Annotated in this window: 22 protein-coding genes and 3 pseudogenes; 5 read left to right on the top strand and 20 right to left on the bottom strand. The window is 60.9% G+C overall.

Features of this window, described 5'->3' with window-relative positions; all coding sequences use genetic code 11:
- Positions 1-33: 33 nt before the first annotated feature.
- The 7 genes and pseudogenes from JFU57_RS09245 to JFU57_RS09215 form a co-directional block, all read right to left on the bottom strand.
- Positions 34-216 (bottom strand): annotated as a pseudogene (locus JFU57_RS09245) (hypothetical protein); the annotation flags it as partial.
- Positions 156-320: pseudogene (locus JFU57_RS09240) on the bottom strand (DsbA family oxidoreductase); the annotation flags it as partial. The pseudogenes JFU57_RS09245 and JFU57_RS09240, both read right to left, overlap by 61 nt.
- A 442-nt stretch (positions 321-762) precedes the next feature.
- A complete protein-coding gene (locus tag JFU57_RS09235; RefSeq protein ID WP_078469337.1) occupies positions 763-1,530 on the bottom strand; it encodes an amino acid ABC transporter ATP-binding protein in 768 nt (255 codons plus the stop codon).
- Positions 1,527-2,186, bottom strand: a complete 660-nt coding sequence (locus JFU57_RS09230) for an amino acid ABC transporter permease (RefSeq protein WP_201129015.1) — start codon at positions 2,184-2,186, stop codon at positions 1,527-1,529. The genes JFU57_RS09235 and JFU57_RS09230 overlap by 4 nt, the downstream gene beginning before the upstream one ends.
- Positions 2,187-2,195: 9 nt before the next feature.
- The gene (locus JFU57_RS09225; protein ID WP_201129013.1) at positions 2,196-2,843 is read right to left on the bottom strand and encodes an amino acid ABC transporter permease; all 648 of its coding nucleotides are present in this window, start codon (positions 2,841-2,843) and stop codon (positions 2,196-2,198) included.
- A 63-nt stretch (positions 2,844-2,906) separates the two neighbouring features.
- Positions 2,907-3,695, bottom strand: coding sequence for an ABC transporter substrate-binding protein (locus JFU57_RS09220; protein WP_201129011.1), 789 nt, complete (start codon positions 3,693-3,695; stop codon positions 2,907-2,909).
- A gap of 260 nt (positions 3,696-3,955) precedes the next feature.
- A complete protein-coding gene (locus JFU57_RS09215; RefSeq protein ID WP_201129010.1) occupies positions 3,956-7,003 on the bottom strand; it encodes an aminotransferase class III-fold pyridoxal phosphate-dependent enzyme in 3,048 nt (1,015 codons plus the stop codon).
- A gap of 140 nt (positions 7,004-7,143) precedes the next feature.
- On the opposite strand from JFU57_RS09215, the gene JFU57_RS09210 reads away from it, so the two are divergent.
- Positions 7,144-7,581, top strand: a complete 438-nt coding sequence (locus JFU57_RS09210; protein WP_020299869.1) for an Lrp/AsnC family transcriptional regulator — start codon at positions 7,144-7,146, stop codon at positions 7,579-7,581.
- A 19-nt stretch (positions 7,582-7,600) separates the two neighbouring features.
- Positions 7,601-8,242 (top strand): annotated as a pseudogene (locus tag JFU57_RS09205) (TonB-dependent siderophore receptor); the annotation flags it as partial.
- Between the two features lie 128 nt (positions 8,243-8,370).
- Here JFU57_RS09205 and JFU57_RS09200 read toward each other — a convergent pair.
- The 13 genes from JFU57_RS09200 to JFU57_RS09140 all read right to left on the bottom strand — a co-directional run bounded on the left by JFU57_RS09200 (position 8,371) and on the right by JFU57_RS09140 (position 22,438).
- Positions 8,371-8,685 (bottom strand): type II toxin-antitoxin system RelE/ParE family toxin, encoded by a 315-nt coding sequence (locus JFU57_RS09200; protein WP_201129009.1) that lies wholly within the window; start codon positions 8,683-8,685, stop codon positions 8,371-8,373.
- Complete coding sequence (locus JFU57_RS09195; protein WP_078469328.1) at positions 8,685-8,963, bottom strand: ribbon-helix-helix domain-containing protein; 279 nt, start codon at positions 8,961-8,963, stop codon at positions 8,685-8,687. Before JFU57_RS09195 ends, JFU57_RS09200 begins: the two co-directional genes overlap by 1 nt.
- A 154-nt stretch (positions 8,964-9,117) precedes the next feature.
- Positions 9,118-10,935 (bottom strand): glycosyl hydrolase family 28 protein, encoded by a 1,818-nt coding sequence (locus JFU57_RS09190; protein WP_201129008.1) that lies wholly within the window; start codon positions 10,933-10,935, stop codon positions 9,118-9,120.
- 54 nt (positions 10,936-10,989) lie between these two features.
- On the bottom strand, positions 10,990-11,358 hold the full coding sequence (locus JFU57_RS09185) for a 5-carboxymethyl-2-hydroxymuconate Delta-isomerase (RefSeq protein ID WP_078469327.1): 369 nt from the start codon (positions 11,356-11,358) through the stop codon (positions 10,990-10,992).
- A 30-nt stretch (positions 11,359-11,388) separates the two neighbouring features.
- Positions 11,389-13,002 (bottom strand): methyl-accepting chemotaxis protein, encoded by a 1,614-nt coding sequence (locus JFU57_RS09180; protein ID WP_242487493.1) that lies wholly within the window; start codon positions 13,000-13,002, stop codon positions 11,389-11,391.
- An 85-nt stretch (positions 13,003-13,087) separates the two neighbouring features.
- The gene (gene kdgD, locus JFU57_RS09175) at positions 13,088-13,999 is read right to left on the bottom strand and encodes a 5-dehydro-4-deoxyglucarate dehydratase (protein WP_201129007.1); all 912 of its coding nucleotides are present in this window, start codon (positions 13,997-13,999) and stop codon (positions 13,088-13,090) included.
- Between the two features lie 217 nt (positions 14,000-14,216).
- A complete protein-coding gene (locus tag JFU57_RS09170) occupies positions 14,217-14,993 on the bottom strand; it encodes an ABC transporter ATP-binding protein (protein WP_043230485.1) in 777 nt (258 codons plus the stop codon).
- Between the two features lie 10 nt (positions 14,994-15,003).
- A complete protein-coding gene (locus tag JFU57_RS09165; protein ID WP_201129006.1) occupies positions 15,004-15,843 on the bottom strand; it encodes an ABC transporter ATP-binding protein in 840 nt (279 codons plus the stop codon).
- An 11-nt stretch (positions 15,844-15,854) separates the two neighbouring features.
- Positions 15,855-16,772 carry an ABC transporter permease gene (locus tag JFU57_RS09160; RefSeq protein WP_020299860.1) on the bottom strand — a complete coding sequence of 306 codons (918 nt, stop codon included), beginning with the start codon at positions 16,770-16,772 and terminating at the stop codon, positions 15,855-15,857.
- A 62-nt stretch (positions 16,773-16,834) separates the two neighbouring features.
- Positions 16,835-18,445: an ABC transporter substrate-binding protein gene (locus JFU57_RS09155; RefSeq protein WP_201129005.1), complete on the bottom strand. Its 1,611-nt coding sequence runs from the start codon at positions 18,443-18,445 to the stop codon at positions 16,835-16,837.
- 50 nt (positions 18,446-18,495) lie between these two features.
- On the bottom strand, positions 18,496-19,533 hold the full coding sequence (locus JFU57_RS09150; protein ID WP_078469322.1) for an ABC transporter permease: 1,038 nt from the start codon (positions 19,531-19,533) through the stop codon (positions 18,496-18,498).
- Between the two features lie 64 nt (positions 19,534-19,597).
- Positions 19,598-21,208, bottom strand: coding sequence for an ABC transporter substrate-binding protein (locus tag JFU57_RS09145; RefSeq protein ID WP_201129004.1), 1,611 nt, complete (start codon positions 21,206-21,208; stop codon positions 19,598-19,600).
- A gap of 75 nt (positions 21,209-21,283) precedes the next feature.
- Positions 21,284-22,438, bottom strand: coding sequence for a mandelate racemase family protein (locus tag JFU57_RS09140; protein ID WP_078469320.1), 1,155 nt, complete (start codon positions 22,436-22,438; stop codon positions 21,284-21,286).
- Between the two features lie 358 nt (positions 22,439-22,796).
- On the opposite strand from JFU57_RS09140, the gene JFU57_RS09135 reads away from it, so the two are divergent.
- The 3 genes from JFU57_RS09135 (at position 22,797) to JFU57_RS09125 (ending at position 25,397) form a co-directional block, all read left to right on the top strand.
- The gene (locus tag JFU57_RS09135; protein WP_078469319.1) at positions 22,797-23,522 is read left to right on the top strand and encodes an oligogalacturonate-specific porin KdgM family protein; all 726 of its coding nucleotides are present in this window, start codon (positions 22,797-22,799) and stop codon (positions 23,520-23,522) included.
- 90 nt (positions 23,523-23,612) lie between these two features.
- A complete protein-coding gene (locus tag JFU57_RS09130; RefSeq protein ID WP_078469318.1) occupies positions 23,613-24,437 on the top strand; it encodes an NAD-dependent epimerase/dehydratase family protein in 825 nt (274 codons plus the stop codon).
- A 66-nt stretch (positions 24,438-24,503) separates the two neighbouring features.
- A complete protein-coding gene (locus tag JFU57_RS09125) occupies positions 24,504-25,397 on the top strand; it encodes an SMP-30/gluconolactonase/LRE family protein (protein WP_201129002.1) in 894 nt (297 codons plus the stop codon).
- Positions 25,398-25,426 lie beyond the last annotated feature (29 nt).

Genomic DNA, 25,426 nt, shown 5'->3' with positions numbered 1-25,426 from the left:
GGCTTTTTTTTTCGCGGTGTGGAAAACCCGGTCTTAGTGACCCGCGCTTTGCTCACCATCCACGTGCAGGATTTTACCGGTGACAACCTTGGCGCTGTCCAGGGAAACCACCGCCTGGGCAATGTCGCTGATCTCGCCCATGTGGTCGACCGGGTGCCGGCGGCGACGTCTTCGGCGGTGCGCCCGTATTTGCGCATCAAGTGCTCGATGGCTTTCTCGCCTTCGGGCGGCATGTTCGGGTTCAGCTCGAACGGCTTGTAGGTGAGCTCGGCCAACACTTCACCGGCCACGTTCTCGATAGCCTGCTCCAGCGCCGTCGCTTGTCGGGGTCTACCGTAGCGCTGGCTTGCCTCTATCGCCGGTTTACTGATGAATTCCTCATCGGCGCTTTTGGGTAGAAAGGGCGGGACGAGAGAACAACGAAAAAGGCTCACCGAAAGGTGGGCCTTTTTTGTTTTGCATCCCTGAAAGTCAAAACTTTCCCTGTTCGCTCCCCGTTCCTCGATTGGATGTCGCGGGTAGAGTGCGCGTCTGGTGCGGCGGCACCAGCATCAGCCTGCATGGTGGAGTGCTGACGGTTCTTCTGGCTCTGGCCATGCGACTTGGGCGGGCGCCGGGCGGCGCTGGAAGGCTGGGAATTCTGGCCCGGATTTCGGCGGTGGCCGATTCCGAGGTTTTCACAGTAACCGCGTGGCTGGCCTGCCCACGGCTTCTGCTTCAATTGCCCGATCGATACGCCACACCCCTTGTATCCGGCGCGACTTATCTATCGTGCAGATGCTTTTTCAAGAACGACCGGGTTCGTTCGTGAACAGGGTTTTTCAGGATCTCTCCCGGCGCGCCCTCTTCCACCACTACGCCACCGTCCATAAAGATGATCCGGTCTGCCACTTCGCCCGCAAAGCGCATTTCATGGGTGACGATCAACATGGTCATGTGCTCTGCAGCAAGTTGCTTCATGACCAAGTTGACCTCTTCGACAAGCTCGGGATCCAGCGCCGATGTGGCCTCATCGAACAGCATGACTTTGGGTTGCATCGCCAGTGCCCGTGCAATGGCAACGCGCTGCTTCTGCCCACCCGATAGCCGAGAGGGGTACTCATCGAACTTGTTGGCCAGTCCAACTTTTGACAAGTACTCCATCGCCAACTCACGCGATGCTTTTTTACTAAACCCTTTGAGCTTTATCGGACCCAGGGCAATGTTTTCATACACGGTCAGATGCGGAAATAGATTGAAGTGTTGAAACACCATGCCCATTTGCTGACGCACCGCATTGATATGCTGTTCAAACGCGCGGCCTTTCAAGGGGCGATTGACCTGTTCACCCTCTAGCCAAATCTCACCGTCGTTCAGTACTTCAAGTTGATTGATTGAACGTAACAGTGTGCTTTTGCCCGAGCCACTGGGGCCGATAATGGCGATGATTTGTCCGCGAGAGACGGAAAGATCGATGCCTTTGAGAACTTCAATGGCGCCATAGGACTTGCGAGCGCCTTTAACCTCAATCATGGACTTTTCTGTGATCATCGTGACATCTCTACCTTATTTTCGAGAAGGTGCAGACCGGCTTCCAGAACAAGATTGACCGCATAATAAATAACCCCAACGGTCAGATAAAACTCAAAGGGGCTGTATGTCTCGCTGACTGCACGCTGAGCGCTATAGACCAACTCTGCAATACCGATGATGGACACCAGGGAGGTGTCCTTCAACAGCACGATCAGGTTGTTTCCAAGGGGCGCAATGGTGCTGCGAAGTGCTTGCGGCACAATCACGTAACGCTGGGTCTGACCGCGGCTGAGGCCAATGGATCTGGCGCCTTCAATCTGGCCAGGGTCCACGGACATTACCCCGGCACGAATCACGTCAGCATTGTAGACAGCGAAGTGCAGGCTCAGGCCTATGATGCCTGCCACCAAGGCCGGGATATCGATCCCCACTTGCACCAGACCGTAATAAATCACGTACAACTGTAGAAGGAGCGGCGTGCCCATCAGCAGCCAGGTGATAAAGCGCACCGGAAGAGCAGCGACCCTGGGCGCATAAAGAACGATAAGGGCAAAGACCACTCCCAACATCAGGCTTAACACGCTGGAGCTTAGAAACAATACAACGGTCCACCACAAGCCTGTCGCCAGCAGTTCAGAGTAGGGTGCAACTATGCTTAGATCGAGGCTTTGCATTGAAGAGTCTCACCTTGCCGCGAAGCGATTATCGAGGTAGTCAACAATCAATCTGACCGTGTAGACCATCGCAATATAAAGAACTGCCGACACCGCAAAAATTTCAAAAGGTTTGTAGGTTGAGCTGATAAAGCGCTGCGCGGTATAGGAGAGTTCAACCACGGATATGGTTGACACTAATGCGGAGCCTTTTATAAGCGCGACTGCATTAACGCCCAGCGGCCTTATCATCAACTTTGCCGTTTGAGGCAAGGTGACCAGCCATAAGGTCTGGCCTTTGCCGAAGCCGATCGAACGCGCAGCTTCTACCTGACCCGGATCGACGTTGACGATGGCACCTCGAATCGATTCCGCCATGTACGCCGCGATGTTCAGGCCCAGGCCGATCACCCCCGCCGCAAACGGCTCCAATTCGAGTCCGATTTGGGGTCCGCCAAAGTAGATGATGAACAGCTGAACCAGACAGGGCGTCCCGCGAAAGATGCTTATGTAGACTCTTGCCAGGCATCGAGCTATGAAAACGCCGGACAACCTCATGGCAACCAGCACGATTGCGATCAGGAACCCCAGTAGAAGTGCAAGTACGGAGATTTGCACCGTGGTCCAGGCCGCTTCCAGAAAGAATGGGAGTGTGCGCTGTATGAGTGTCAGATCCATGGGAACGCTCGGAAAAGTCAGGTTGACTGACCCGCGAATAAACCGGGCCAGACTGAAGATGAATCAGCGGATATCTTTGCCAATCCACTTCATCGAGATCTTTTCGTAGCTGCCATCGGCGAGCATGTCGTCAAGCGCCTTCTGTACCGTCGCCTTGAGTTCGGGGTTATTTTTGCGTAGCGCAATGCCCATGCCTTCAATGCCGCCATCGCTTTCCGGAGGCGTGATGATGCGCACTTTCTGTCCTGTTTCCTTGACCGCGACCAGCACTGGAACGCTGTCCATCACCAGCGCGTTGATACGCCCGGCTTCCAGGTCGACCAGCATTTCCGGAAGGCCTTTATAGGTTCTCACCTTCAGGTTGCCGCGCGCCCTGGCCCATTTGTCGTGAGCGTCCCCCAGCGTGACGCCAACAGTTACATCTTTCAGATCATCCAGGCTTTGGATCGCCGAATCCTCCTTCACCACGATCGTGCGGCCGGCGTGGTAGTAGGGCCCCGCGAAATCCACTGCCCTCAGGCGTTCCGGGGTGATGGTCATGGAGGCGATGATGGCGTCATATTTTTTTGCCAGGAGGCCGGCAATTATTCCGTCGAACGGGGTGGTGATGATTGTCACTTTCACGCCCATCCGCTCAGCCAGGGCCTCACTGATGGAGGCGTCGAATCCGACAATCTGGTTCTGCTCGTTGGCAAAGCTGAAGGGGGAATATTGACCGCTCATTGCAATGCGAATCTCTTTGGATTCCTGGATCGACTTCAAGTCGTCCGCGTGAGCAGCGGTGAAGGAAAGTAGCGCTGCGGCCGCCACGGTGGATGCGACAATCAGACCCTTGAGCGTTCTGGTTAGCATTGGATGGCACCTCTGAAGAATTATTATTTATTTTTTTGGGGCTCTTCACCCAGCCTTCAGGAAAAGCTTTGCATAGGCAATTGTGGAAAGCACCAGGCAAGGTGTCAGCCTGCCGGACACATTGCCGGAGTTGGCCGACACTATGCCGGCCAGGCACGGCGCTTGTCCTGCGTACTGCGCCAAAGCGCGGACAGTGTGCGACAAAACCCAGCAGGCCATTCCGCCTCCGCCTCTTGCCACACGCCCACCGGGTCCACGACTTACTGGAGCGCAGCCTTGAAGCTTTCGTCCAGGACCTCAAGCAAAAAGTCCGCATTTTTTTGACTGAAAATCATCGATGGGCGCATTTTCAGCACATTGTCATGGGGGCCTTCAGTGCCGATCAAAATGCCTCGCTCCCGGGCACCATCGGCGACTTTCCTGGCCAGTTGCGTGGCTGGAAATTTGCTTTTGCGATCCGTGACAAGCTCAATCCCCAGGAACAGGCCCAGGCCGCGTACGTCGCCAATGGCGTCGTATCGCTGTTGCAGTTTGCGAAAGCCATCGAGCAAATAATTGCCAACTGTCAGGGCGTTGAGTTTCAAGTTATCGCGCTCAATCACATCGAGCACGCTGAGCCCTACGGCACATGAAACCGGGCTGCCGGCAAAGGTATTGAAGTACTCCATGCCGTTGTTGAAGCTGTCTGCAATCTCGCGCGTGGTGACCACCGCCGACATGGGGTGGCCATTGCCAATGGGTTTGCCCATGGACACTGCATCGGGCACGACGCCCTGGGTTTCAAAGGCCCACCAGTGGCTGCCCACTCGACCAAAGCCAACCTGGACTTCGTCAGCCAGGCAAAGACCGCCTTCTGCACGAACCATTGCATAGACTTCTTTCAAGTAGTTTTCCGGGAAGAACAGTTGCCCGGCGACACTGGGAATGGACTCTGCCAGAAAGAACGCCGGGGACCTGCCCTGCTTGCGCATGGTCTCGATCTGCTGCGCCACACTTTCAGCGAAACGCTTGCCAAGCTCCTCGAACGGCCAGTGTTCGACGCCACGGTAGGTGTCCGGGACGGTCGCCTCAAACACATGTTCTGCACGGCCGTTACCGGCTTTGCGTTTGTATTTGTAGGGGCTGAGATCAATCAGCTCCTGTGTGGTGCCGTGGTAAGCCCAGTCCAGCACGATGGCGTCGTTGCGGCCCGTGTGATTGCGCGCCATGCGCAGCATGAGGCTGTTTGCTTCACTTCCGGAACACCCGAAGGAGGCGACTGCCAAGCCTTCAGGCAGGGTCGCGGTGAGCCGTTCGGCGTACTCCACAATGGTGTCGTGGAGGTAACGCGTGTTGGTATTCAGTTTTGAAGCCTGACGCGAAAGTGCCTGCACCACATCGGGATGAGAGTGGCCGAGATGGCAGACATTGTTGAAGCAATCCAGATACGCCCGGCCAAAGTTGTCGATCAACCAGACCCCATCACCGCGCACGAACTTAATCGGGTCTGAATAGGAAATCGACAAGTTGGGAAGCAACAACTCCTTACGCTTCGCCACAATTTCGGCCTTGGTCCGTCCCTCCTGGCTGTAGGTTTCCGGAGGAATGCCGGCCAGAACCGATGCATCGGGAAAAACGTCGGCCCATACGTCAAGGTAAGCCCGCTCGCCTACGCCAATGAACTCGCTCGCCTTGAGCTGGGTGTCGGTGGACATCTGGAAATGCACATGGGGGATCCAGCCGCCATTCTCCGTATCCGCCCCCATGTATCCAACCAGCGCGCCGGCCTCAAGACGGTCCCCGGGCTTCAGCCGCGCCATGGCTTCGTGCGCCATGTGCCCCCACAAGGTCAGGAACGGCGGACAGCCTTCAGGCGCGTGTTCGAGCATGATCAAACCGCCGTAGCCAAGCGGCTCAAGCTCGACCTCGACGCTTTGCACCACGCCGGCGACGGGGGTATACAGAGGCGTTCCAGCCGGCATGATCAAGTCGACACCGACGTGAATGATTCGCCGCTGCCCTTCGATAAATCGCGATTCAAACGCCGTGTCGGTGTAGATGGTCCGCTCTTCGCCCCATGGCCCGATACCCAGCGGCACCTTGTGCTCGGCAGAGAAATCATTCCACCACTGGGTGGCCTCCGCTGGGCGCTGCTCGGCTGAAGCGATGGTCATCACGTGGGAGGCATCTGCGAACGGAACAATCACCTTGTTCAGGGTCGCCGCCGATGGGCGCACGATATCCGCGAATGACTGCCTGTTTTCGGCCACCCAGCGGCGAACCGCCCCAGCACCTTCGATCGCGTCAAACCCGCAGGCCTTGCGCAGGATCGCCGTCGCCAGTCGCGGGTTCATGCGGTCCATTTTTTCCAGCAGGCGCCAGGCCGGCGCTTCGCTGATGGCAAGGTAGGGATTGTCTTGGGTCCGGTCGTAGCGTGAGGCCGACAAGGTGACGCTTGTGACCAGGCGCATGGCAATGAGGGTGAAGAGGACGTCCAGCTCCTGCGCCTGAAGCGGATACGTCTCATGGAAGCCGGCAGTGAGCGCGGCGGCCGCGCCGATTGGATCTTCCATGTCGAGAATGGAATAGGCGCAGGTGATGGCTACTTCGGCAATGAGCACCGTATGGACCGCATCGCCAAAATCGATGATGCCGGAGACTGTCTGATGGTCCTGGGGATCGACGAGGACATTCCAGTCATTGCCATCGTTGTGAATGACCTGGGTGCGCAATCGCGAAAGCCTGGGTTGAACGGTGTTTTCGAACCGATCAATGAAGCGTTCCAGAATGGCCCTTCTGCCAGGGTCTTCCACGAAATGCAGGCGTGATCTGGACCGTGCGGCGTGACGCAAGTCCCAGTCGAGATCACGTATCGCGCCCGGGTGCATGAAACCCTGAAGGGCCCGATCCATATCACCGAACGATCGACCCAGGCTGCGCATCAGCTCGAACGTGCGCGTGACCTCGGCCAGCGGTGTTCCGTGCAACCAACTGACCAGGCGCACCGCATGGGTTTCGCCAGAGGGTGCCACTGCCGAGGCCAGGAAATCCCCTGTGAGGCTTTTCTTGAGCAAGGGCACCGCAAGCTCGGGGCTGTTACTGGCGAGATGACTGAGAATGGCCGTCTGCAGTTCGCTTTCAACCCGTGGCTCGGTCGAATTGACGACTTTCAGAATCCACCCCGCATCGCTACCTGTCTTCAACCGATAGTTGCGGTCTCGCTCACCATCCAGAGGCGATGCCGTAGCAGTAACGTTGTAAAGCTGTGCAGCCAGCGCTTCGGCATCCCTCATCGAGAACTGAGGGGCGGGGTGGGAAAGGTTCGTCATAGTAATTGTTTTCCAAGCCATTTTTTTCAGATAGCTTGGCATGCGAAATAGGGGAGGACAGTAAGTATGCGGTCGGCTTTGGCCTGCATATTGTCGGAATCGACCGGCACAAATTCGGTAGCACAACGGAGGGAGTTCTCATGCGCGACCTGGACACGAAAGATCGCGAAATACTCGAAATTCTGTCCAAAGAGGCGCGCATTGCGCTGAAGGCTCTGGCAGCCAGAATCGGGCTTTCAAGAAGCGCTACCAGCGAGCGGGTGATCAACCTTGAACGCAATGGCGTGATCAGAGGCTACCGAGCGGATATCGGCGAAATCGATGCCAATGTGATTCGCGCCATCCTCCTTGTGAGCCTCAAACGCACCCCTGCCATGGGCCTGCTGGACCTGCTGGCGCAGAACTCTCAGGTGCGGCGCATTTCTTCGGTCAGTGGCCAGCTCGACCTGGTGATTGAGGTCGAATCACGCACCATCGATGACTTGAATCGAGTCAGGGATGCCGTAGCCAGCCACGAGTCCGTTGAGGACATCACCACCGCGGTCGTTCTGCGGCGCGATATTGATCGACAGTCCTGACTCACTGAAAAATACCGAATACGAGGACCGTAACGGCAAGATGCTGGAGCCCAACGAAGGCAAAAACTATGAATTTGGTCTCAAGGGCGAGTTCTTCGACGGCCGACTGAATACCAGCCTCGCCTATTTCGAAGTGCATGAAAAAAATCGACCGCTGGCCGACACGCTGTTCAACTCGATTCCGGGCAACGACCGCGCCTATGTGGGCACCGAGACCAGGACCAAAGGCTATGAAGCGGAAATCTCCGGCGAACTCAGCCCCGGCTGGCAATTGCAGGCGGGCTACACCCACAAGATCGCCCGCGACGCCGAGAACGAAAAGGTCTCGACCTGGGAGCCGGAAGACCAGGTCAGCTTCTACACCAGCTACAAGCTCAAGGGCAGCCTGGACAAACTCACCCTCGGCGGCGGCGCACGCTGGCAGGGCGCTGGCTGGCAGACGCTCTACAACAGCGGCAAGCGACGCTCCGAAGAGTTCACCCAGGACCCGTACTGGCTGGTGGACCTGATGGCCCGCTACCAGCTCACGGAAAACCTGTCGGCGACCCTCAACGTCAACAACCTGTTCGACAAGGTGTACTACACCAACATCGGCTTCTACACCTCGGCCTACTACGGCGACCCGCGCAATGTGATGGTCACTACCCGCTGGGATTTCTAAGGGCCGCGATGGGCCAGGCAGTGGGTGGAGCATTGCCTGGCCGCATCACAAATCGGCTATCCAAGCTCTTGTTTCTGGGTCAAGGCAGTAGTGGGTAGTCGTTGCGGTGCTTAATCTTGCAGGCTGCTCTATTCATCCACATTCCCTTGCAACGCCGTCTCGAAGTCTTGCCCACCATAAAAAATCCCCAGGATGAAAACCTTCTCCTCATCCACCGTAAAGGCAATCACTGCCCGCTTGCGGTAGTGGGTGATACGCAGGCCTGGGCGTATATCCTCGCGCAAGTTTCCTCGCCGCGGGAACGTACGTAATTTTTCACAATGGCTAACGATAGCGTCGGTGTAGCGCAGGGCAATCTGCGGCGAAGCCTCTGCGGCAAGGTAACCATAGAGTGCTGCCAAATGCTCCAGGGACTGCGGGGCGAACTGCACGGTGTAGGTCATTACGGTTTAGCAAGGGTGGCCTGATGCTCGGCCAGTAAACGAGCGCGTACTTGCTCAACGCTGAGTGCACTTTCAGGGTCAGCTTTCAAAGCGTCATAAGCCGGACCAACCTGGCCAACCAACCAGTTATCCAAGGCGCGGTCACGAGCCAGCAGCGCCCGCAGGCCGTCCCGAATCACTTCGCTTTCAGTGGCGTATTCACCTGAGGCCACCTTGGCCTTGACCACATCGGCCATCTGGCTGGGCAGCGTGATACTAAATTGTTGAGTGGTGCGCATGATGAGACTTCCGGATGGAATAGGATTTAATCCTACTAGATCCAGAAAACATGCACACGACCGTTCGGACCAATTGCCACGTGGCTTTTCACTGAAGTAGCAGCACAAAAAACCGCCTTCACAGGCGGTTTTTTATGGGTGGGTGATTTGAGCCCTACAACGGAGCCGGCTCTACATCCTTGAAGGTCAAGCCCGGGCTGTCGCTGATTTGCCAAGGGTTGGCGCCACCGGTCTGGGTGAAGCGCAGGGTGTCGAAGCGGGAGTCCTTGAGGCCGTCGATCTTGGCTTTGGCAGTGCCGCTGAAGCGTACGCGCTCGAAGGTCAGGCCTTGGTGGTAGGCGTTGTTCTTGCCTTCACCCTTGACTTCGATGGCGGCCAGTTTGGCGTTCTCGACGCTGACGTCGCTGACCCGAATGTCTTTGAACTGCCCGGGCACGGTGGATTTGGTGTAGTCGAGTTTGGCGTTGGGGTCGTTGTAGTCGAGGGTGAAGATAAAGGCTTGCTTGACCGTGTTGCGGATCGCCGAATCGCGGAAGACCACGTTGCGCGCGCCACCGTCCATGAAGTTGGTGCTCTTCATGCGCAGGCCGGCATCGGTGCCGTCGGAGACGTTGTCTTCAGCCAGGATGTTCTGGATCCAGGCACCGGTATGGCTGCCGGCGACCACCATGCCGTGGCCCTTGCGGAAGAAGTTGTTGAAGATCCACGCATCTTCCTGGGGCTTTTGCTTCACCGCTTCGGCCCCGGTGCCGGCGGCGAAGTTGACGCAGTCATCGCCGGTGTCGAAGAAGTTGTTGAACACCATCGCCCCCTTGCTGTTGGCGAATTCGATGCCGTCGCCGTTATTGGCGTCGTAGGTCTTGTGGGTGGTGTTGGCCATGACCACGTTTTCGGTTTCCAGGTTCATGATCCCGTGGTACGCCGGGTTGAGCACAGTGAAGCCGCCGTAGAACACATTCTTCACGTTGCGCAGGGTGATCAGCGACGAGCGCATCTGGCCGTAGGCGTCCTTGACGTTCAGGCCCCGGGCCACGGCTTGCTCGACCTGGGCCTTGGCCAGGATGCCGTCCTGCATGTAACGGGTGTTGTCGCTGGGCAGGTAGAACGGCAGCGGCCGGCCCAGTTCGTCCTTGACGTCGGCCTGGCGCTTCCAGCCGTTACCGTCGATGGTGCCCTTGCCGACGATGCGGATGTTTTCGAAGGTCTGGTGCTGTTTCGGATCACGCGGCAAGGCATTGATCAGCGAGGCCGGGCGCACGGTGGTCGAGTACGGATACTGGATGTAACCCGCCAGCGGATAGTCTTCGGCGCGCTCGGAGCCGAGCAGGGTCGCGCCCTCGGCGATTTCCAGGGTCATGTTGCTCTTGAGGTAGAGCGCGCCGCTTTTGTAGGTGCCCTTGGGCAGCAGCACTTTGCAGCCGGCCGTGCAGGCGTCGATGGCGTTCTGGATTGCCAGGGTGTCGAGGCTGCTGCCATCGCCCTTGGCGCCGTATTTTTTGACATCGAACAGGGCCGGGACTTGGCTGGTGCGCTGCACCACGGCCGGGCTGTCGGCGGACTCCTTGCCATGGCCGTCGACCGAACGCACGGTGAAACGGTACTGGGTGTCGGGCTTCAGGCCCTGGGCGGTGAAGCTGTGGATGGCGATGCGGTAGTGGAAGTTGGCCGGGTCCTGCTCGTAGAAGCGGTCGATGTAGGGCTTGGCCGGCGATACGCTGTCGTTGTTGCCATTGGCGCTGCCCAGCAGGGTGCCATTGACGTAGACCCGGTAATCCTTGATCGCGGCGTGGTCCGCGGGCTTTTCCCAGACCAGGATGATCTGCTGGTCATCAAAGGCCAGGGTCGGCACTTGCACCTTGCTCGGTGCTTGCAGGGCCCACAGCGGCAGGCTGCAGCCCAGCGTGAGGGTGGCGACGACAGCGCGTGCCAGGGGGCGTTTGGGCAGAGCGACAGCAGGGTTTTGATACGGCATGTTGTTTTCCTTGTTTTTGCCAGTCATCACACCGGGGTGGCTGAACCGCTGGGTTCAGGCCGAGCGCCCGGCTTCTTCGAGGTATTGGCTGCGGTTGACGAACGTCTCGCGCGGCATTTCCCTCACATCCATGGACAGCGCCTCGACCTCGGGCAGCAAGGCTACCAGGGCGGCCAGGGTCGCCGAGGCGAGGCTGCGTTGTTGCTCGGCGCTGCGCCCGGCGAACAGGTACAGCGCCACGTGCACGAAGTCGTCCTGGGTCGCGCCGCAGCGGTAATGGCTGCAGCCGTTGAGGCGCACCTTGATGTCCCCCGGCTTGAATACGCCGAAGGCATCGAGGGCGTCATGCACGGCGGCCAGCAGCGTCTGCTCGCCGACACGCTGGGCCAGGGCAACCGGGCAATCGATGATGCAATGGGGCATGGCGGATCTCCTTTCAGGGGTCAGGGGGTGTCAAAGCCGAAAGCGCGCCACGGATTCGCGCAGTTCATCCGCCAGGCGTTCCAGGGAATGCACGTTGCCGTGGGCCGCGCGCACCGATGCCGCCGAGTCTTCGACGCGGTTGGCGATGCTCTCGATGTTCTGCGCCACGCTGGCGCTGGCCTGGCTTTGTTCGGCGGTGGAGCTGGCCACTTCGCGCACCTGGACCAGGGTCAGCGAGGCCCCGCGATTGATCTCGCGCAGGGCGTTGGCGGCCTGCTCGGCCAGGGCCACGCCAATCGCCACCTGGGGCGTGACGGCGGTCATGCCCTCGACCACCGAGCCGGTGTCGACCTGAATCGAATTGATCATGCGGGTGATGTCCTGGGTCGCCAGCGCGGTGCGCTGGGCCAGGTGCCGCACTTCATCGGCCACCACCGCAAAGCCCCGGCCCTGCTCTCCGGCCCGCGCCGCCTCGATGGCGGCATTCAGCGCCAGCAGGTTGGTCTGGCTGGCGATGTCGCTGATGGCGCTGGCGATGCCGTCGATCTCATGGGTGCGCTTGACCAGCCCGGCGATGCGCACCGAGGCGTCCTCGACCTGGGCCGACACTTGCTGGATCGCCCCCGCCGCCTGGTGCACCAGTTGCTCGCCGTCGGCCGCCAGTTGCGCCGAGCGCGCGGAGTTGGCTTCGGTCTCGCGGGCACTCGAAGAAATATGATCGATGGTGACCGACATCTGCTCGATGGCCGCCGCCGTGGCGGTGGTGGCTTCCGAGGTCTGCTGGGAGGCGCTGTCGATCTGGCGCATCTGCCCGGTCAGGCCACTGGCCGCTTCGCCCAGCAGGCCGGAGCCGTTGTGGATGCCGACGATCATTTCCCGCAGGCTGGTCTGCATGGTCGCCACCGCCGCCAGCAGGCTCTGCGGGCCGAAGCGCCCGCTGACCGCGAGGCTCAGGTCACCGGCCGCGATCGCCCGCGCCACCTCGGTGGCATAGGTCGGCTCGCCGCCAAGGCTGCGATAAATGCCTCGGGACATGCTCAAGGCCAGCGCCGTGGTCACCAGCACCACCAATAGGCCGACCCCGAGAAACTGCCAGGCCAGGCGCCAGAATGCGGCATCGATGTCGTCGACAAAAATGCCGAAACCCACCAGCCAGTTCCAGCCGTCGATTTTGGTGATGCCGTTGATTTTCGGCACCGCTTGTTCGGCGCCCGGGTATTTGGCCAGGTCGTCGAAGTAAGCGAATCGGGTGTTTTTCAAACCGTCCAGATAGCCCTGCCACTTGGTTCTACCGTCGGCCAGAGTCACGCCGACGTCGACCTTGCCGATCACCTCGGGGTTGGGATGGACCAGGCCCAGGGCGTCCACGGTGCGGGCCCAGAGGTAGGTCTTCTTGCCATCGCGCAGGCTCGAAAGGGCTTCGATGGCCTTGGCCTGCGCAGCGTCGCGGCTGAGGATGCCGCGTTGTTCCTGCTCCTGGTAATACGCCACTTGCTGCGCGGCCAGATTGAGCACGGTGTAAATTTCGCTGCGTTTGTTTTCCAGCATGTTCGAGCGCAGGGCGCTCAAGCCGAACCCGGCAATCAACAGCAGGCCGAGCACGGTGCAGATGACCATAAGCGTGAGTCGATGATGCAGCTTCATAACGCGTCCCTGTTGCGTTGTACCCGGCTCACCCGGTGCTTGATCGAGGTCCTGCGGCGCCCCGACAGCGCCGCAGGCAACCGCCTTACTGGGCGCCGAGTTTCTGGATCAGCGCGCCCAGTTGCTCCACTTCGTCCGGCAGCAGGTCGGTCAGCGGTGCGCGCACCGGGCCCGCGTCATGCCCGACCAGGCGTGCGCCGGCCTTGACGATGCTCACGCCATAGCCTTCGCAACGGTTGCGAATGGCCAGGTACGGCAGGAAGAAATCATCGATCAGGCGGCCCACGGTTTGGTGGTCGTCAGCGGCCACCGCCTTGTAGAAGTCCATGGCGGTTTTCGGGATGAAGTTGAACACCGCCGAGGAATACACCGGCACGCCCAGGGCCTTGTAGGCCGCGGCATAGACCTCTGCGGTCGGCAGGCCGCCAAGGTAGGTCAGGCGCTCGCCCAGGCGGCGGCGGATCGAGACCATCGACTCGACTTCGCCGATGCCGTCCTTGAAACCGATCAGGTTCGGGCAACGCTCTGCGAGGATTTCCAGGCTTTCGGCGTTGAGCCGGCACAGGTTGCGGTTGTAGACCACGACACCGAAGTCCACCGAGTTGCAGACCTGCTCAACGTGAGCCACCAGGCCCTTCTGGCTGGCTTCGGTGAGGTAGTGCGGCATCAGCAGGATGCCGGCCGCGCCCAGGCGCTCGGCTTCCTGGGCATAGGCGATGGCCTGGCGAGTCGGGCCGCCGGCGCCGGCGAGGATCGGCACCTGGCCTCTGCAGGTGTCGACTGCAGTTTTGATGATCTGGGTGTACTCGGTGGGTTCCAGGGAGAAGAACTCACCGGTGCCACCCGCGGCGAACAGAGCACTGGCACCGTACGGGGTCAGCCACTCCAGGCGGCGGGCGTAGGTGTCGGCGCGGAAGTCGCCTTTCGCGTCGAAGTCAGTGATGGGGAACGACAGCAAGCCGGAAGACAGGACGGATTTTAGTTCTTGTGGAGTCATGGTTCGCAAACCTCGAGCCGGAAAGTGAATGAAATACCTTAAGAGGTACGTCATCGTACAACTAAAATTTGAAAAGGACCACGACAAAAACGTCCTGGCTATGTAACCGCAAGTAAAAACCCTATAGATAAAGGACCTTACCCCGTAAACCCCATGGGATAGCGGAGCAGAGCCCTTTTATAGTTGTACGATAACAATAACGCTGCCAGCGCCCTCCTCAACCGGCGAGTTGCCGTTCGGATTCGCGGCTGAAATCGCGACTGGCCTGCACCAGCATCCGCGTATAGGCATGGCTTGCCAGGTCCTGGCTCAGGGCCTGGCTGTCGAGCAGTTCGACGATCTTGCCCTGCTGCATCACCGCCACCCGATCACACAGGTGGGTCACCACCCCCAGGTCGTGGGTCACCATCAGGTAAGTGAGTTTCTCGCGCTGACGCAGGTCCGCCAGCAGGTTGAGGATTTCTGCCTGCACCGACACATCCAGGGCCGAGGTTGGCTCATCCAGCAACAGCACCCGGGGTTCGAGAATCAGCGCCCGGGCAATCGCCACGCGCTGGCGCTGGCCACCGGACAACTGGTGCGGATAGCGATAGCGAAAGCTTTCGTTGAGGCCGACCTTGAGCAGAATTTCGTTGATCCGGTCGTCCTTGTCGGCGATGCCATGGATGATCAGCGGCTCACGCAGCGCGGTGTCGATGGTGTGGCGCGGGTGCAGGGAACCGTAGGGGTCCTGGAACACCATCTGCACCTTGCGAAAGTGCTCCTTGGGGATCTTGTGCTGCAACGGCGCGCCGGCAATGCTCAGCTCGCCGCTCCAGTGCCGGTACTGCCCGGCCAGGCAGCGCAGGACGGTGGTCTTGCCCGAGCCGGACTCCCCCACCAGGCCGAAGGATTCGCCATCGGCGACGCTGAGGTTGACGTCATGCAGCACCTGGTTGAGGGCCGGGCCGGCGCCAAAACTGAGGTTCAGCGAATGGGCTTGGATCATGGGCATGGTCGGTTCCTCAAGAAGTCAGCCAGAGCGGATCGCGCTGCAGCACCGGCAGGCGCTCGCGGCGGTTGTCCATGCTCGGCAGGGCAGCCAGCAGGCCACGGGTATAGGGATGCTCGGCGTACTGCAGGTCGCAGGCCGCCAGGGACTCGACCACGCGCCCGGAGTACATCACCAGCACCCGGTCACAGTAATTGCGCACCAGGTTCAGGTCGTGGCTGACGAAAATCAGCCCCAGCTCCTGCTGCTCCACCAGCTCTTCGAGCACGCTGAGCACCTGCTGGCGCACCGAGACATCGAGGGCCGAGGTCGGCTCGTCGGCGATGATCACCTCGGGCCGGGTGATGACCATCATCGCGATCATGATGCGCTGCCCCATGCCGCCGGAGACTTCATGGGGGTACAGGTTGTAGACCCGCTTCGGGTCGCGGATATGGACCTTTTCCAGCATCTCCATCACCCGCTCGCGAGCGTCGCTGCGGCTGGCCTTGTGGTGGGCCAGGTAGGCCTCGGCAATCTGGTCGCCGACCTTGACCACCGGGTTGAGCGAGTATTTGGGGTCTTGCATGATCATCGAGATGCGCTGGCCGCGGATCTTCTGCATGGCCTTTTCACTGGCCGAAAGCAGGTCGACATCGCCAAAGCGCAGGGTCTGGGCGGTGATTTTGGCGCTTGCCGGGTGCAGCTTGAGCAGGCTGCGGCCGACGGTGGATTTACCCGAGCCGGACTCGCCGACGATGGCCAGTTTTTCCCGGCCCAGGGTGAAGGACACATCACGCACGGCGTGCATTTCTTTCTTGCCACTGACGAAGCGCACATTGAGCCCTTCGACGTTCAGTTTGATGTCGGACATGGAGCCTCCGGTTACTCGCTACGCGGATCGAGGATGTCCCGCAGGCCATCGCCCAACAGGTTGAATGCCAGGCTGACCAGCATGATCGCCGCACCCGGTACGGCCACCAGCCACCAGCACTCGAGCATGTAGCGCCGACCCGTGGAAATCATCGCGCCCCACTCCGGCGACGGCGCCTGGGCACCCAGGCCGAGAAAACCCAGGGCGGCGGCGGTCAGGATGATCCCGGCCATGTTCATGGTCAGGCGGATGATCACCGACGACATGCACATCGGCACGATGTGCCGCAGGATGATGCGCGACGACGAAGCGCCTTGCAGCTCCACCGCCACCACAAAATCGGCGTTGCGCAGGGACAGGGTTTCCGCCCGCGCCAGGCGTGCAATCGGTGGCCAGGAGGTCAGGGCAATCGCCACCACCGCATGCTCCAGGCCAGGGCCCAGGGCGGCGATAAAGGCCAGCGCCAGCACCAGGCTGGGGAAGGAAATGAAGATGTCGGTCAGGCGCATGAACACCGTGTCCACCACGCCGCCGTAGTAGCCCGAGACGGTGCCGATAAACAGCCCGATCGGGCCGACGATCACAGTCACCAGGGTGATGATGTACAGCGTGATGCGCGAGCCATAGACCAGCCGGCTGAAGATATCCCGACCGTACTCATCGGTTCCGAACCAGTGGGCGGCGCCCGGTGCCTGCAGGGCGCTGGCCAGGTTCTGCGCGACCGGGTCATGGGTGGCGATCCAGGGGGCGAAGGCCGCGACCACGATCAGCAGCAGTGCGACCAGCAAACCGGCCAGGGTCATGGGGTTGCGCAGCAGGTGGCGCAGGACCCGCAGGCCGCTTTTGCACAAGGCATCGAAGCTGGACCCGGGGGCCCGCTCGCTCTGGCGTTTGGCGGTGGAATCGGTAGAAGACATGTTGGCAATCATCGGCATGTTCTCGGTTCAAAATCAGGATCACCCGATGCGCCCGCAGGCGCCCCGGGTGGCACTCAGCGTTGCTTGTAGACACCCAGGTAACGGGTGGCTTCGGCGTCATCGCCGTCGAAGCCCTTGACGTCGGAAGCGCTGACCACGGTGTCGGTCATCTGGGAAATCATCATGATCGGGCCCACCTGCTGGTCGTAGAGCTTCTGCGCCTGGTGGTACAGGCTCAGGCGCTGGGCACCGTCGCGCTCGATACCCACCTTGTCGATCAGGCTGTTGAGCTCCGGGCTGAAGAATGAGGCACGCCAGCCCTGGAAGTTGGGCAGGCCGGCGTCGTCGCTGTTGTTGGGGTTGTAGGCAAAGGTGCGCAGGCTGAAATACGGGTGCGGGTAACGCTCGGCACCGCGGGCGACGATGATTTCGAAGTTGCGCGCACGCATCGCGCCATACACCTGGTTGCCGGTGCCGGTGACGATGCTGGCCTTGATCCCGCCTTCGGCCAGGGTCGCCTGCAGACGCGCGGCGATGTCGATGAAGGGCGGCTCGGACAAGGTGCGGATGGTGGTGCTGAAGCCTTCGGGGTAACCGGCTTCGGCCAGCAGTTTCTTGGCCTTGGCCACGTCCATGTGGTAACCCGGATCCGGCAGGCGGGCCTCCAGGCTCAGCTGCATCGGCTGCTGGTTGAGCTTGCCGTAGTAAGGCATCACCTGTTCGTCCAGGCCCTTGTAGTCGATCAGGTTGCGCACCGCTTCGCGCACCTTGGGCTTGGCGAACTCGGGCTGTTTCATGCTCATGGCCACGTAATACATGGTGCCGCGCTGCAGGGACTGGACCTGGATTTTCTCCGAGCCATCGATGGCGCGGATGTCCGGCGCGGCCATGCCATAGGCCAGGTCGAGGTCGCCGCGCTCAAGCATCAGGCGCAGCGATTGGGACTCGGTCATGTGCCGCACCACCACGCGCTTGAGCTTGGCCGCGCCATTCCAGTAACCGTCGAAACGGGTCAGCAGCAGCGAGTCGTTGGCACTCCACTTGGTGAGCACGAACGGGCCGCTGCCGGCCTCGTTGGTCACCAGCCAGCCGGCGCCCAGGTCGCCGTTTTTCTCGTGGGCCAGGGCAGTCTTGCGATCCACCACCACGGCGCTTGGGGAAATCGCCAGGGAGTCGATCAGCAACAGTGGGTCCATGACTTGCGGCAGGTCGATGACAAGGGTGTTGGCATCGCTGGCACGAATCAGCGACTGGATATTGTCGACGCTGTAGCCGTAGGCCTTCCAGGTGGTGGCCAGGCCGAAGTTGAGCTTCATCACCCGGTACAGCGACCAGGCCACGTCTTCAGCGGTCAACGGGTTGCCGGAGTGGAACTTCACGTCCTGGCGCAGGTGGAACGTCACCTGCTTGCCGTCTTCGCTGATGTCCCAGCGCTCGGCCAGTTGCGGCAGGTGTTTTTCCGGGTTGCCGTGGTCGCGCTTGACCAGGGTGTCGTAGAGGTTGGCGTTGACCCCCGAGGCATCCAGGCCCGGGGCATTGGCCGGGTCGATGGAGAACAGGTTGACCATGCTCATGCCGACGATCAGTTGGTCGTTCGGCGTCTTGGCGTTCACCACGGCCATCGGCCCCAGGGCCAGGACCGCCGCCAGCAGGCCCAGGTGCAGTTTGGAAAATGCAGTTTTCATTCAAGGATCCTTCTTCTTATATTTTTATCGGTTCGCAACGGCAAAACGGCTCAGCGCGTACGCGGGTCGAACACCTTGTACAAGGCGTCGCTGATCAGGTTCAGGGCGACGAAGATCAGGCCGATCACCAGCACACAGCCCATCACCGCGTTCATGTCGCCGAGCATCAGGCTGCTGGTCAGGTACTGGCCGAAACCGGGCCAGGCAAACACAGTCTCGATCAGCACCGCGCCTTCGAGCAGCGAGCCGTAGGCCAGCGCGACCACCGTCAGCAGTTGCACGAGGATGTTGCGAAAGGCATGGCCCCAGACCACCTGGCGGCGGGACAACCCCTTGACCCGGGCGGTGATGATGTATTCCTGGGACAGCTGCTCAAGCATGAAGCTGCGGGTCATGCGGCTGATGTAGGCCACCGAGTTCAGGCCCAGGATCAGCGACGGCAGGATGATATGGCGCAGGGCGCTGGCAAAGGCGTCCCAGTCCCGGGCCAGGGTCGAGTCGATCAGCAGCAGGCCAGTCACTTCCGGCACCATGCCGTCGTACGCCAGGTCGATGCGTCCGGCGCCGCCGGCCCACCCGAGCCAGGCGTAGAACACCAGCAGGCCCATCATGCCCAGCCAGAAAATCGGTGTGGAGTAACCGAACAGGGTGATGACCCGGGCGATATGGTCCCCCAGGCGCCCCTGGTTGCTGGCGGCGCACACACCCAGCGGCAGGCCGATCAGGACCCCGAACAGAATCGCCAGGGTCGCCAGTTCGATGGTCGCCGGGAATACCCGCTTGATGTCTTCCAGCACCGGGTGGCCGGTCAACAGGGCGTTGCCGAAATCACCGTGGAGCAAGTCGTTGAGGTACAGCCCGAACTGGGTCCAGATCGGCTTGTCCAGGCCCATGGCCCGGTACACCTGGTCGTAGGTGGAACTGTCGGCGTCTGGCCCGACCACCGCCAGCACGGGATCCAGCGGCATGACCCGACCAATGATAAAGGTCAGCGCCAGCAGGCCGAGCAAGGTCACCAGGACCGTGCTGACACGCCGGGCGGTATTGGAAGCGCGAGCCCCCAACACGGAGGCAGTCGAAACAAACATAGTGAGCTCCTGATAAAACAGTCACCGGTACACCAAGGGCGCAGGGCCAGGCCCCGCGCCACACTCAGCGATTCTTGTAGACGTCTTTGTAGCGAGTGGTCGCGGCCGTATGGCCTTGATAGTCGGCAACGTCGCCGTAGATCAGCACCGTGTCGGTCATTTGCGAGACCGGCAGAATGGCGCCCACCTGCTGGTCGAGTTGCTCCTGGATCTGCCGGTACTGGGCCAGTTGTTTGCTGGCGTCAGGCTCGACCTCGGCGCTCTCGATCAGTTGGTTCAGCTCGGGGCTGTAGAACGAAGTGCGCCAGCCCTGGAAGTTGCTCAGCTTGGCTTCATCGCGGTTGTCCGGGTTGTACACCAGGGTCCGCAGGCTGGAATGCGGATGCCGCTCGGCACCGCCGCCGCCACGGCCGACGATGATGTCGAAGTTGCGCTCGCGCATCGCACCGTAGATCTGGTTACCGGTGCCGGTGATGATGCTGGCCTGGATCCCGGCCTGGGCCAGGGTCGATTGCAGGTTGGAGGCGATGTTGATGAAGGGCGGATCGGTCAGCACCCGGATGCTGGTCTTGAAGCCATTGGGGTAGCCGGCTTCGGCCAGGAGCTTTTTCGCTTCCTCGACATTCAGCCGGTAGCCCGGATCCGGCAGGCGCGCCGCCAGGCCCAGGGGCAACGGCCGCTGGTTGATCAGGCCGTAGTGCGGCATCACGGTCTGGTTGATGCCCTGGTAATCGATCAGCGAACGCACCGCCTTGCGCACCCGGGCATCGGCGAACATCGGCTGCTTCACGCTCAGGGCGACGTAGTACAGGGTGCCGCGCTGCAGGGTCTGGGTGCGCACCTTGTCACTGCCTTGCAGGGCTTCGATATCCGGTGCCGACATGCCCTTGGCGATGTCCAGGTCGCCGCGCTCGATCATCAGGCGCAGAGACTGGGACTCGGTCATGTTGCGCATGACGATGCGCTTGAGCTTGGCCGGTCCACCCCAGTAACCGTCGAAACGGCTCATGAGGATCACATCGTTGGCGCGCCAGTCATTGAGCACAAAGGCGCCACTGCCGGCGGCGTGGGTCACCAGCCAGGCGGCGCCCAGGTCGTTGTTCTTCTGGTGCTCCAGCACTTTCTTGCGGTCGAGGACAAACGCGCTGGGCGAGGTGGCCAGGGTGTTGAGCACCAAGAGCGGGTCGGTCGGCCGTGGCAGCTCGATGACAAAGGTAGTGGCGTCGGTGGCGCGCATGTACTGCTCGACGTTTTCCGCGCTGAAACCGTAGGCCTTCCAGGTCGAGGCCAGGGCCAGGTTGAGCTTGAGTACCCGCTGCAGGGACCAGGCGACGTCTTCGGCGCTCAGGGGGTTGCCGGACTGGAACTTGACCCCGGGACGCAGGGTGAAGGTCAAGGTCTTGCGGTCGTCGCTGACCTGCCAGCGTTCGGCCAGGGCCGGAACCAGGCGATCAGGCTGGGCCACATCCTGCACCAGCAGCATGTCGTAGAGGTTGGCGTTGATCTCCGAGACATCCAGCCCGGTGGCGGCGGCAGGGTCCAGGGACAACAGGTTGATCATGCTCATGCCGACAATCAGTTGATCGGCCGGGGTCTTGGCATAAGCGACAGGCAAGGTGGAGATCGCCAGAGTAGCCGCAAATACCCGCGCCCAAAGCGAGGGGAGAATGCTCATAGTGAGAGTGCCTTTCTTATATTTATTCAGGGCTCTCGGGCGACCCGGCCTGGACCGGGAAGCCCGCGTTACACATCAGAAACTGTTGAGTGTGTTGGTCTCGATGAACTCGAAGTCGATCTCTTCACCCAGGCCCGGCAGGTCGGACAGGTGGACGAAACCGTCGCTGTCCATCGGGTCGACCAGACGCTTGAGGTAGGCCGGGACTTCGTCGTAGTCCAGGTACGGGTGCAGCAGGCCGCGCTCGTACCAGGTGCAGTTCTTGATTGCCCCGACCACCGCCAGGTTGGCCGCGCCGTTGCCGTGGATCTCGCAATCCATGCCGAAGGATTCGGCCATGTGCGCCACCTTCAGGCAGGGGGCAATACCGCCGACACCGGCGACACCGGCGCGCAGGATGTCGCAGACATCGTTCTTCACCCAGCTGGCACGGCTCAGGTGCTTGCCGGCCAGGGTTTCCGGGCCGAGTACCGGAATATCCAGCTGCCCCGCCAACCAGGCGTAGGACTCGGCGGAGTCTTCCATCATCGGTTCTTCGAACCAGGCGAAGTCGAGCTTCTGCAATTCGCGACCAATGTAGAGAGCGTCGGTGCGGTTGTACCAGTGGTAGCCATCGAGCATCAGGGCGATGTCCGGGCCGACCGCTTCACGCACGGCGGCGCAGGCCTTGACGTCGATACGCGGGCTTGGCGCAAACGACACCGGCGGCATCCAGGTGTGCAGCTTGATCGCCTTGTAGCCGCGCTGGACCAGGGTCTCGGCAAAACGGCCGTAGTCTTCCGGGGTCGCCAGGCCGCCTGGCAATTCATCGCCACACATGGTCGAGCCGTACGCCGGCACCTTGTCGCGGAAACCGCCGATGAGTTTGTGCACCGGCACGTTGAACTTGCGCCCGGCCCAGTCCCACAGCGCCTGTTCCACCAGGGCCAGGGCACGGTCGGTGAGTTGGCTGGCGCTGCCGCGCTGCCAGTGCACCAGGTCGTGCCAGATCTTTTCGCGATCGAGGGCGTTCTGCCCGATCAGCACCTTGCGCACAAAACCATCGAGCACATAAGGACGGATCAATTCGGGGGCGCCGAAGGCATAACCCTCATTGCCGTCTTCGGTCTGGATGCGCAGCAGGGCCATCTTGGCCTGGGCGACATCACCGGGGTGGGCGTGGCCCGCACTGTCGACAGCGCGACGGGTCGGGTAGGAAAAAACCTGGACGTTGACTGCTGTAATTCTCATGGACGTCTTTAGCCTGCTTATTAGATTTATGACAGGAATGTCGCCTGCTGAAAATGATCATACGTCATCGTACAACACTTGAAAAGACGAAAAATAACCTCCGAATTTCCGCGCATTTTACCCCGTAAGCCCCGCAAAATCCCCTATTTAAAGATGACTTAAAGACAACACAGTGACCTCTAGAGCCCTATTTACAGGCATTATATGTAACAAGACGTTACAAACAGGGCCATAACCCGTAGACACCCCCATAGTCGTACGATAACGTATATCGACACCAAGAAATGAGACCTCCGCAACACCTCTGCTGCCTGCCGCACTGTTCACAAACCCAACAAAAACAATAAAAGAAGACTCCATGAACATCACATTCCGTACCCTCGTTACGCTCGCCACACTCAGCCTGCCTTTCTGCGCCAGCGCCGATTCCGCCAACATCAACTACCGCCACCAGTTCACTGAAGACGACAGCGCCCACGCCGATCGGATCAAGCTCGGCTATCGCCTGGACAGTGGTCTGGGGTTTGAGGCGGAGATGAAATACCGCACGGCCGGCGATCGCGAAGATGTCGCCTACGACAACATGGTCAACAACGGTCACGAGTTCACCGTCAGCTACAACTACAAGCTGAGCCCGCAGTCGACCCTGACCCCGGCGTTCCAGATGGACAGCTCCAAGGACTCGACCAGCTACAAGTTCGGGCTCAAGTACAACTACAAGATCAACGATGCCTTCTACGTCGCCACGCGCTACCGGCTCGATGCCAAGAAGCTCGACCGCGATCAGATCAACGAAGACTTGCCTGATCGCGCCAAGGACAACCAGAACACCAACCGTTTCGAAGGCTGGCTGGGCTATACCCCGGCCAGCAAGTGGGCCTATGAGTACCAGTTCATCTACTTCAAGACCGACTACATCCGCTACGACAACAAGAAGAGCGACTACGAGCAGAACATGATCGTCAAATACAAACTCACCAAGGAGTGGGTTCCGTTCATCGAGATCGGCGACGTCAAAGTCAATTCCACCAGTGATGACCGTCAAGCCCGCTGGCGCTTCGGGATCCAGTACAACTTCATGTAACAGTCGAGCCGGCCTGGCGATCGCGCATCGTTCACCAGGCCTGGCCGCCCCCTCCCCCTCCGCAACCACAGCTCTATGGAAGACCCGACCATGACCACACAGCCCCCTTCGCGCAAACCCTTCACCCGCATCCTGCTGACGGGCGCCGCCGGTGGCCTGGGCCAGATACTCAGGGAAACCCTGCAGGCCCACGCCGCCGTCGTCCGCTCCTCGGACATCAGCCCCATGGCACCCAGCCGCGGCGCGCATGACGAAGTGATCAACTGCAACCTGGCCGACAAGGCCGGGGTCGAAGCCCTGGTCAAGGACGTGGAGGCCATCGTCCACCTCGGCGGGATTTCCGTTGAGCGGCCCTTCGAAGAAATTCTCGATGCCAACATTCGCGGCACCTTTCATATTTACGAAGCGGCGCGCAAACACGGGATCAAACGCGTGGTGTTCGCCAGCTCGAACCACGTCACCGGCTTCTACCCGCAGGACGCAGAACTCGACGCCCACAGCCTGCGCCGCCCGGACGGTTATTACGCGCTGTCCAAGTCCTATGGCGAAGACCTGGCGACCTTCTACTTTCACCGCTACGGCATCGAAACCGTGAGCCTGCGCATCGGTTCGTCATTCCCCGAACCGCGCAACCTGCGGATGCTGTCCACATGGCTCAGTTACCAGGACCTCGACCACCTGGTGGAACGCGCACTGCTGGCCAGTGATGTCGGGCATAGCGTGGTCTACGGCGTATCCGCCAACCGCGACCTGTGGTGGAACAACCGCCACGCCGCGCACCTGGAGTTTGCCCCGCAGGACAGCTCGGAAAAATTTCGCCCGCAGATCGAGCAGCAGCCCAAGCCTGCGGCCGATGATCCCAACAGCCTGTTCCAGGGCGGCGCGTTTACCGCAGCCGGGCCGTTCGGCGACTGAGACTGCCCCTCTCCCTGCGCGGCGGCGCACGGGCGCCGCCGCCCCCTACCTTCTGGAGCCCACGGTATGAACGCCGAACTCATCGTCGATGCCCGCAATGCCACCGGTGAAAGCCCGGTCTGGCACGTGCAGGAAAATGCCTTGTATTGGGTCGATATCCCTGCGGGCCGCCTGCATCGCTGGCAGGCGGACGGCAAGACCGAATCCTGGCAGGCCGACGAGATGCTCGCCTGCATCGTCCGCAGCCCCCAGGGCCACTGGCTCGGGGCCCAGGAAAGCGGCATCTTCCAACTCACGCCCCAGGCCGACGGCCGCCTGCACGCCGAAAAACGCGCCGGGGTTGAGCACGCTCGGGCCAACATGCGTTTCAACGACGGGCGCTGCGACCGCCAGGGGCGTTTCTGGTCCAGCACCATGCAACCCGCTATGGGCACCGACCCGGTGGGGGCGCTGTACCGTTACGACGGGCAAACCCCGGGCCTGGTCGAGCCACTGAGCGCACAACTGGACGGCCTGCTGGTGGGCAATGGACTGGCCTTCAGCCCGGACGGCAAGACCCTGTACCTGTCGGACTCGCACCCCACGGTGCAGCAGATCTGGGCCTTCGACTACGACATCGACAGTGGCACCCCCCACAACCGGCGCAGCTTCGTCGACATGAACGCCCACCCCGGCCGGCCGGACGGCGCGGCGGTCGATGCCGAGGGGTGCTACTGGATCTGTGCCATCGATGCCGGTCTGGTGCTGCGCTTCACCCCCGAGGGCAAGCAGGACCGCTCGCTACCGCTGCCGGTGAAGAAACCGACCATGTGCGCCTTTGGCGGCGCCGGGCTCGACACTTTGTTTGTGACCTCGATTCGCCCCCAGGGCATCGACCTTGGCGACCAGCCGCTGGCCGGTGGCGTGTTCGCCTTGAACCCCGGGGTCAAAGGCTTGCCCGAGCCCCAGGCGCGCAGTTGAACAACCTCGGCTGAAAGGCCTTGGCGGCG

It is taken from the genome of Pseudomonas sp. TH07 (assembly GCF_016651285.1).
GTDB lineage: Bacteria > Pseudomonadota > Gammaproteobacteria > Pseudomonadales > Pseudomonadaceae > Aquipseudomonas.
Note: the sequence above shows the minus strand (reverse complement) of the source record. Positions and strands in the feature narration are given on the sequence as shown.

Excerpts from the sequence above, each read along its gene's own strand:
- JFU57_RS09235 (WP_078469337.1), bottom strand. The coding sequence starts at position 1,530 with ATGATCACAGAAAAGTCCATGATTGAGGTTAAAGGCGCTCGCAAGTCC.
- JFU57_RS09230 (WP_201129015.1), bottom strand. The coding sequence starts at position 2,186 with ATGCAAAGCCTCGATCTAAGCATAGTTGCACCCTACTCTGAACTGCTG.
- JFU57_RS09225 (WP_201129013.1), bottom strand. The coding sequence starts at position 2,843 with ATGGATCTGACACTCATACAGCGCACACTCCCATTCTTTCTGGAAGCG.
- JFU57_RS09220 (WP_201129011.1), bottom strand. The coding sequence starts at position 3,695 with ATGCTAACCAGAACGCTCAAGGGTCTGATTGTCGCATCCACCGTGGCG.
- JFU57_RS09215 (WP_201129010.1), bottom strand. The coding sequence starts at position 7,003 with ATGACGAACCTTTCCCACCCCGCCCCTCAGTTCTCGATGAGGGATGCC.
- JFU57_RS09210 (WP_020299869.1), top strand. The coding sequence starts at position 7,144 with ATGCGCGACCTGGACACGAAAGATCGCGAAATACTCGAAATTCTGTCC.
- JFU57_RS09200 (WP_201129009.1), bottom strand. The coding sequence starts at position 8,685 with ATGACCTACACCGTGCAGTTCGCCCCGCAGTCCCTGGAGCATTTGGCA.
- JFU57_RS09195 (WP_078469328.1), bottom strand. The coding sequence starts at position 8,963 with ATGCGCACCACTCAACAATTTAGTATCACGCTGCCCAGCCAGATGGCC.
- JFU57_RS09190 (WP_201129008.1), bottom strand. The coding sequence starts at position 10,935 with ATGCCGTATCAAAACCCTGCTGTCGCTCTGCCCAAACGCCCCCTGGCA.
- JFU57_RS09185 (WP_078469327.1), bottom strand. The coding sequence starts at position 11,358 with ATGCCCCATTGCATCATCGATTGCCCGGTTGCCCTGGCCCAGCGTGTC.
- JFU57_RS09180 (WP_242487493.1), bottom strand. The coding sequence starts at position 13,002 with ATGAAGCTGCATCATCGACTCACGCTTATGGTCATCTGCACCGTGCTC.
- kdgD (WP_201129007.1), bottom strand. The coding sequence starts at position 13,999 with ATGACTCCACAAGAACTAAAATCCGTCCTGTCTTCCGGCTTGCTGTCG.
- JFU57_RS09170 (WP_043230485.1), bottom strand. The coding sequence starts at position 14,993 with ATGCCCATGATCCAAGCCCATTCGCTGAACCTCAGTTTTGGCGCCGGC.
- JFU57_RS09165 (WP_201129006.1), bottom strand. The coding sequence starts at position 15,843 with ATGTCCGACATCAAACTGAACGTCGAAGGGCTCAATGTGCGCTTCGTC.
- JFU57_RS09160 (WP_020299860.1), bottom strand. The coding sequence starts at position 16,772 with ATGATTGCCAACATGTCTTCTACCGATTCCACCGCCAAACGCCAGAGC.
- JFU57_RS09155 (WP_201129005.1), bottom strand. The coding sequence starts at position 18,445 with ATGAAAACTGCATTTTCCAAACTGCACCTGGGCCTGCTGGCGGCGGTC.
- JFU57_RS09150 (WP_078469322.1), bottom strand. The coding sequence starts at position 19,533 with ATGTTTGTTTCGACTGCCTCCGTGTTGGGGGCTCGCGCTTCCAATACC.
- JFU57_RS09145 (WP_201129004.1), bottom strand. The coding sequence starts at position 21,208 with ATGAGCATTCTCCCCTCGCTTTGGGCGCGGGTATTTGCGGCTACTCTG.
- JFU57_RS09140 (WP_078469320.1), bottom strand. The coding sequence starts at position 22,438 with ATGAGAATTACAGCAGTCAACGTCCAGGTTTTTTCCTACCCGACCCGT.
- JFU57_RS09135 (WP_078469319.1), top strand. The coding sequence starts at position 22,797 with ATGAACATCACATTCCGTACCCTCGTTACGCTCGCCACACTCAGCCTG.
- JFU57_RS09130 (WP_078469318.1), top strand. The coding sequence starts at position 23,613 with ATGACCACACAGCCCCCTTCGCGCAAACCCTTCACCCGCATCCTGCTG.
- JFU57_RS09125 (WP_201129002.1), top strand. The coding sequence starts at position 24,504 with ATGAACGCCGAACTCATCGTCGATGCCCGCAATGCCACCGGTGAAAGC.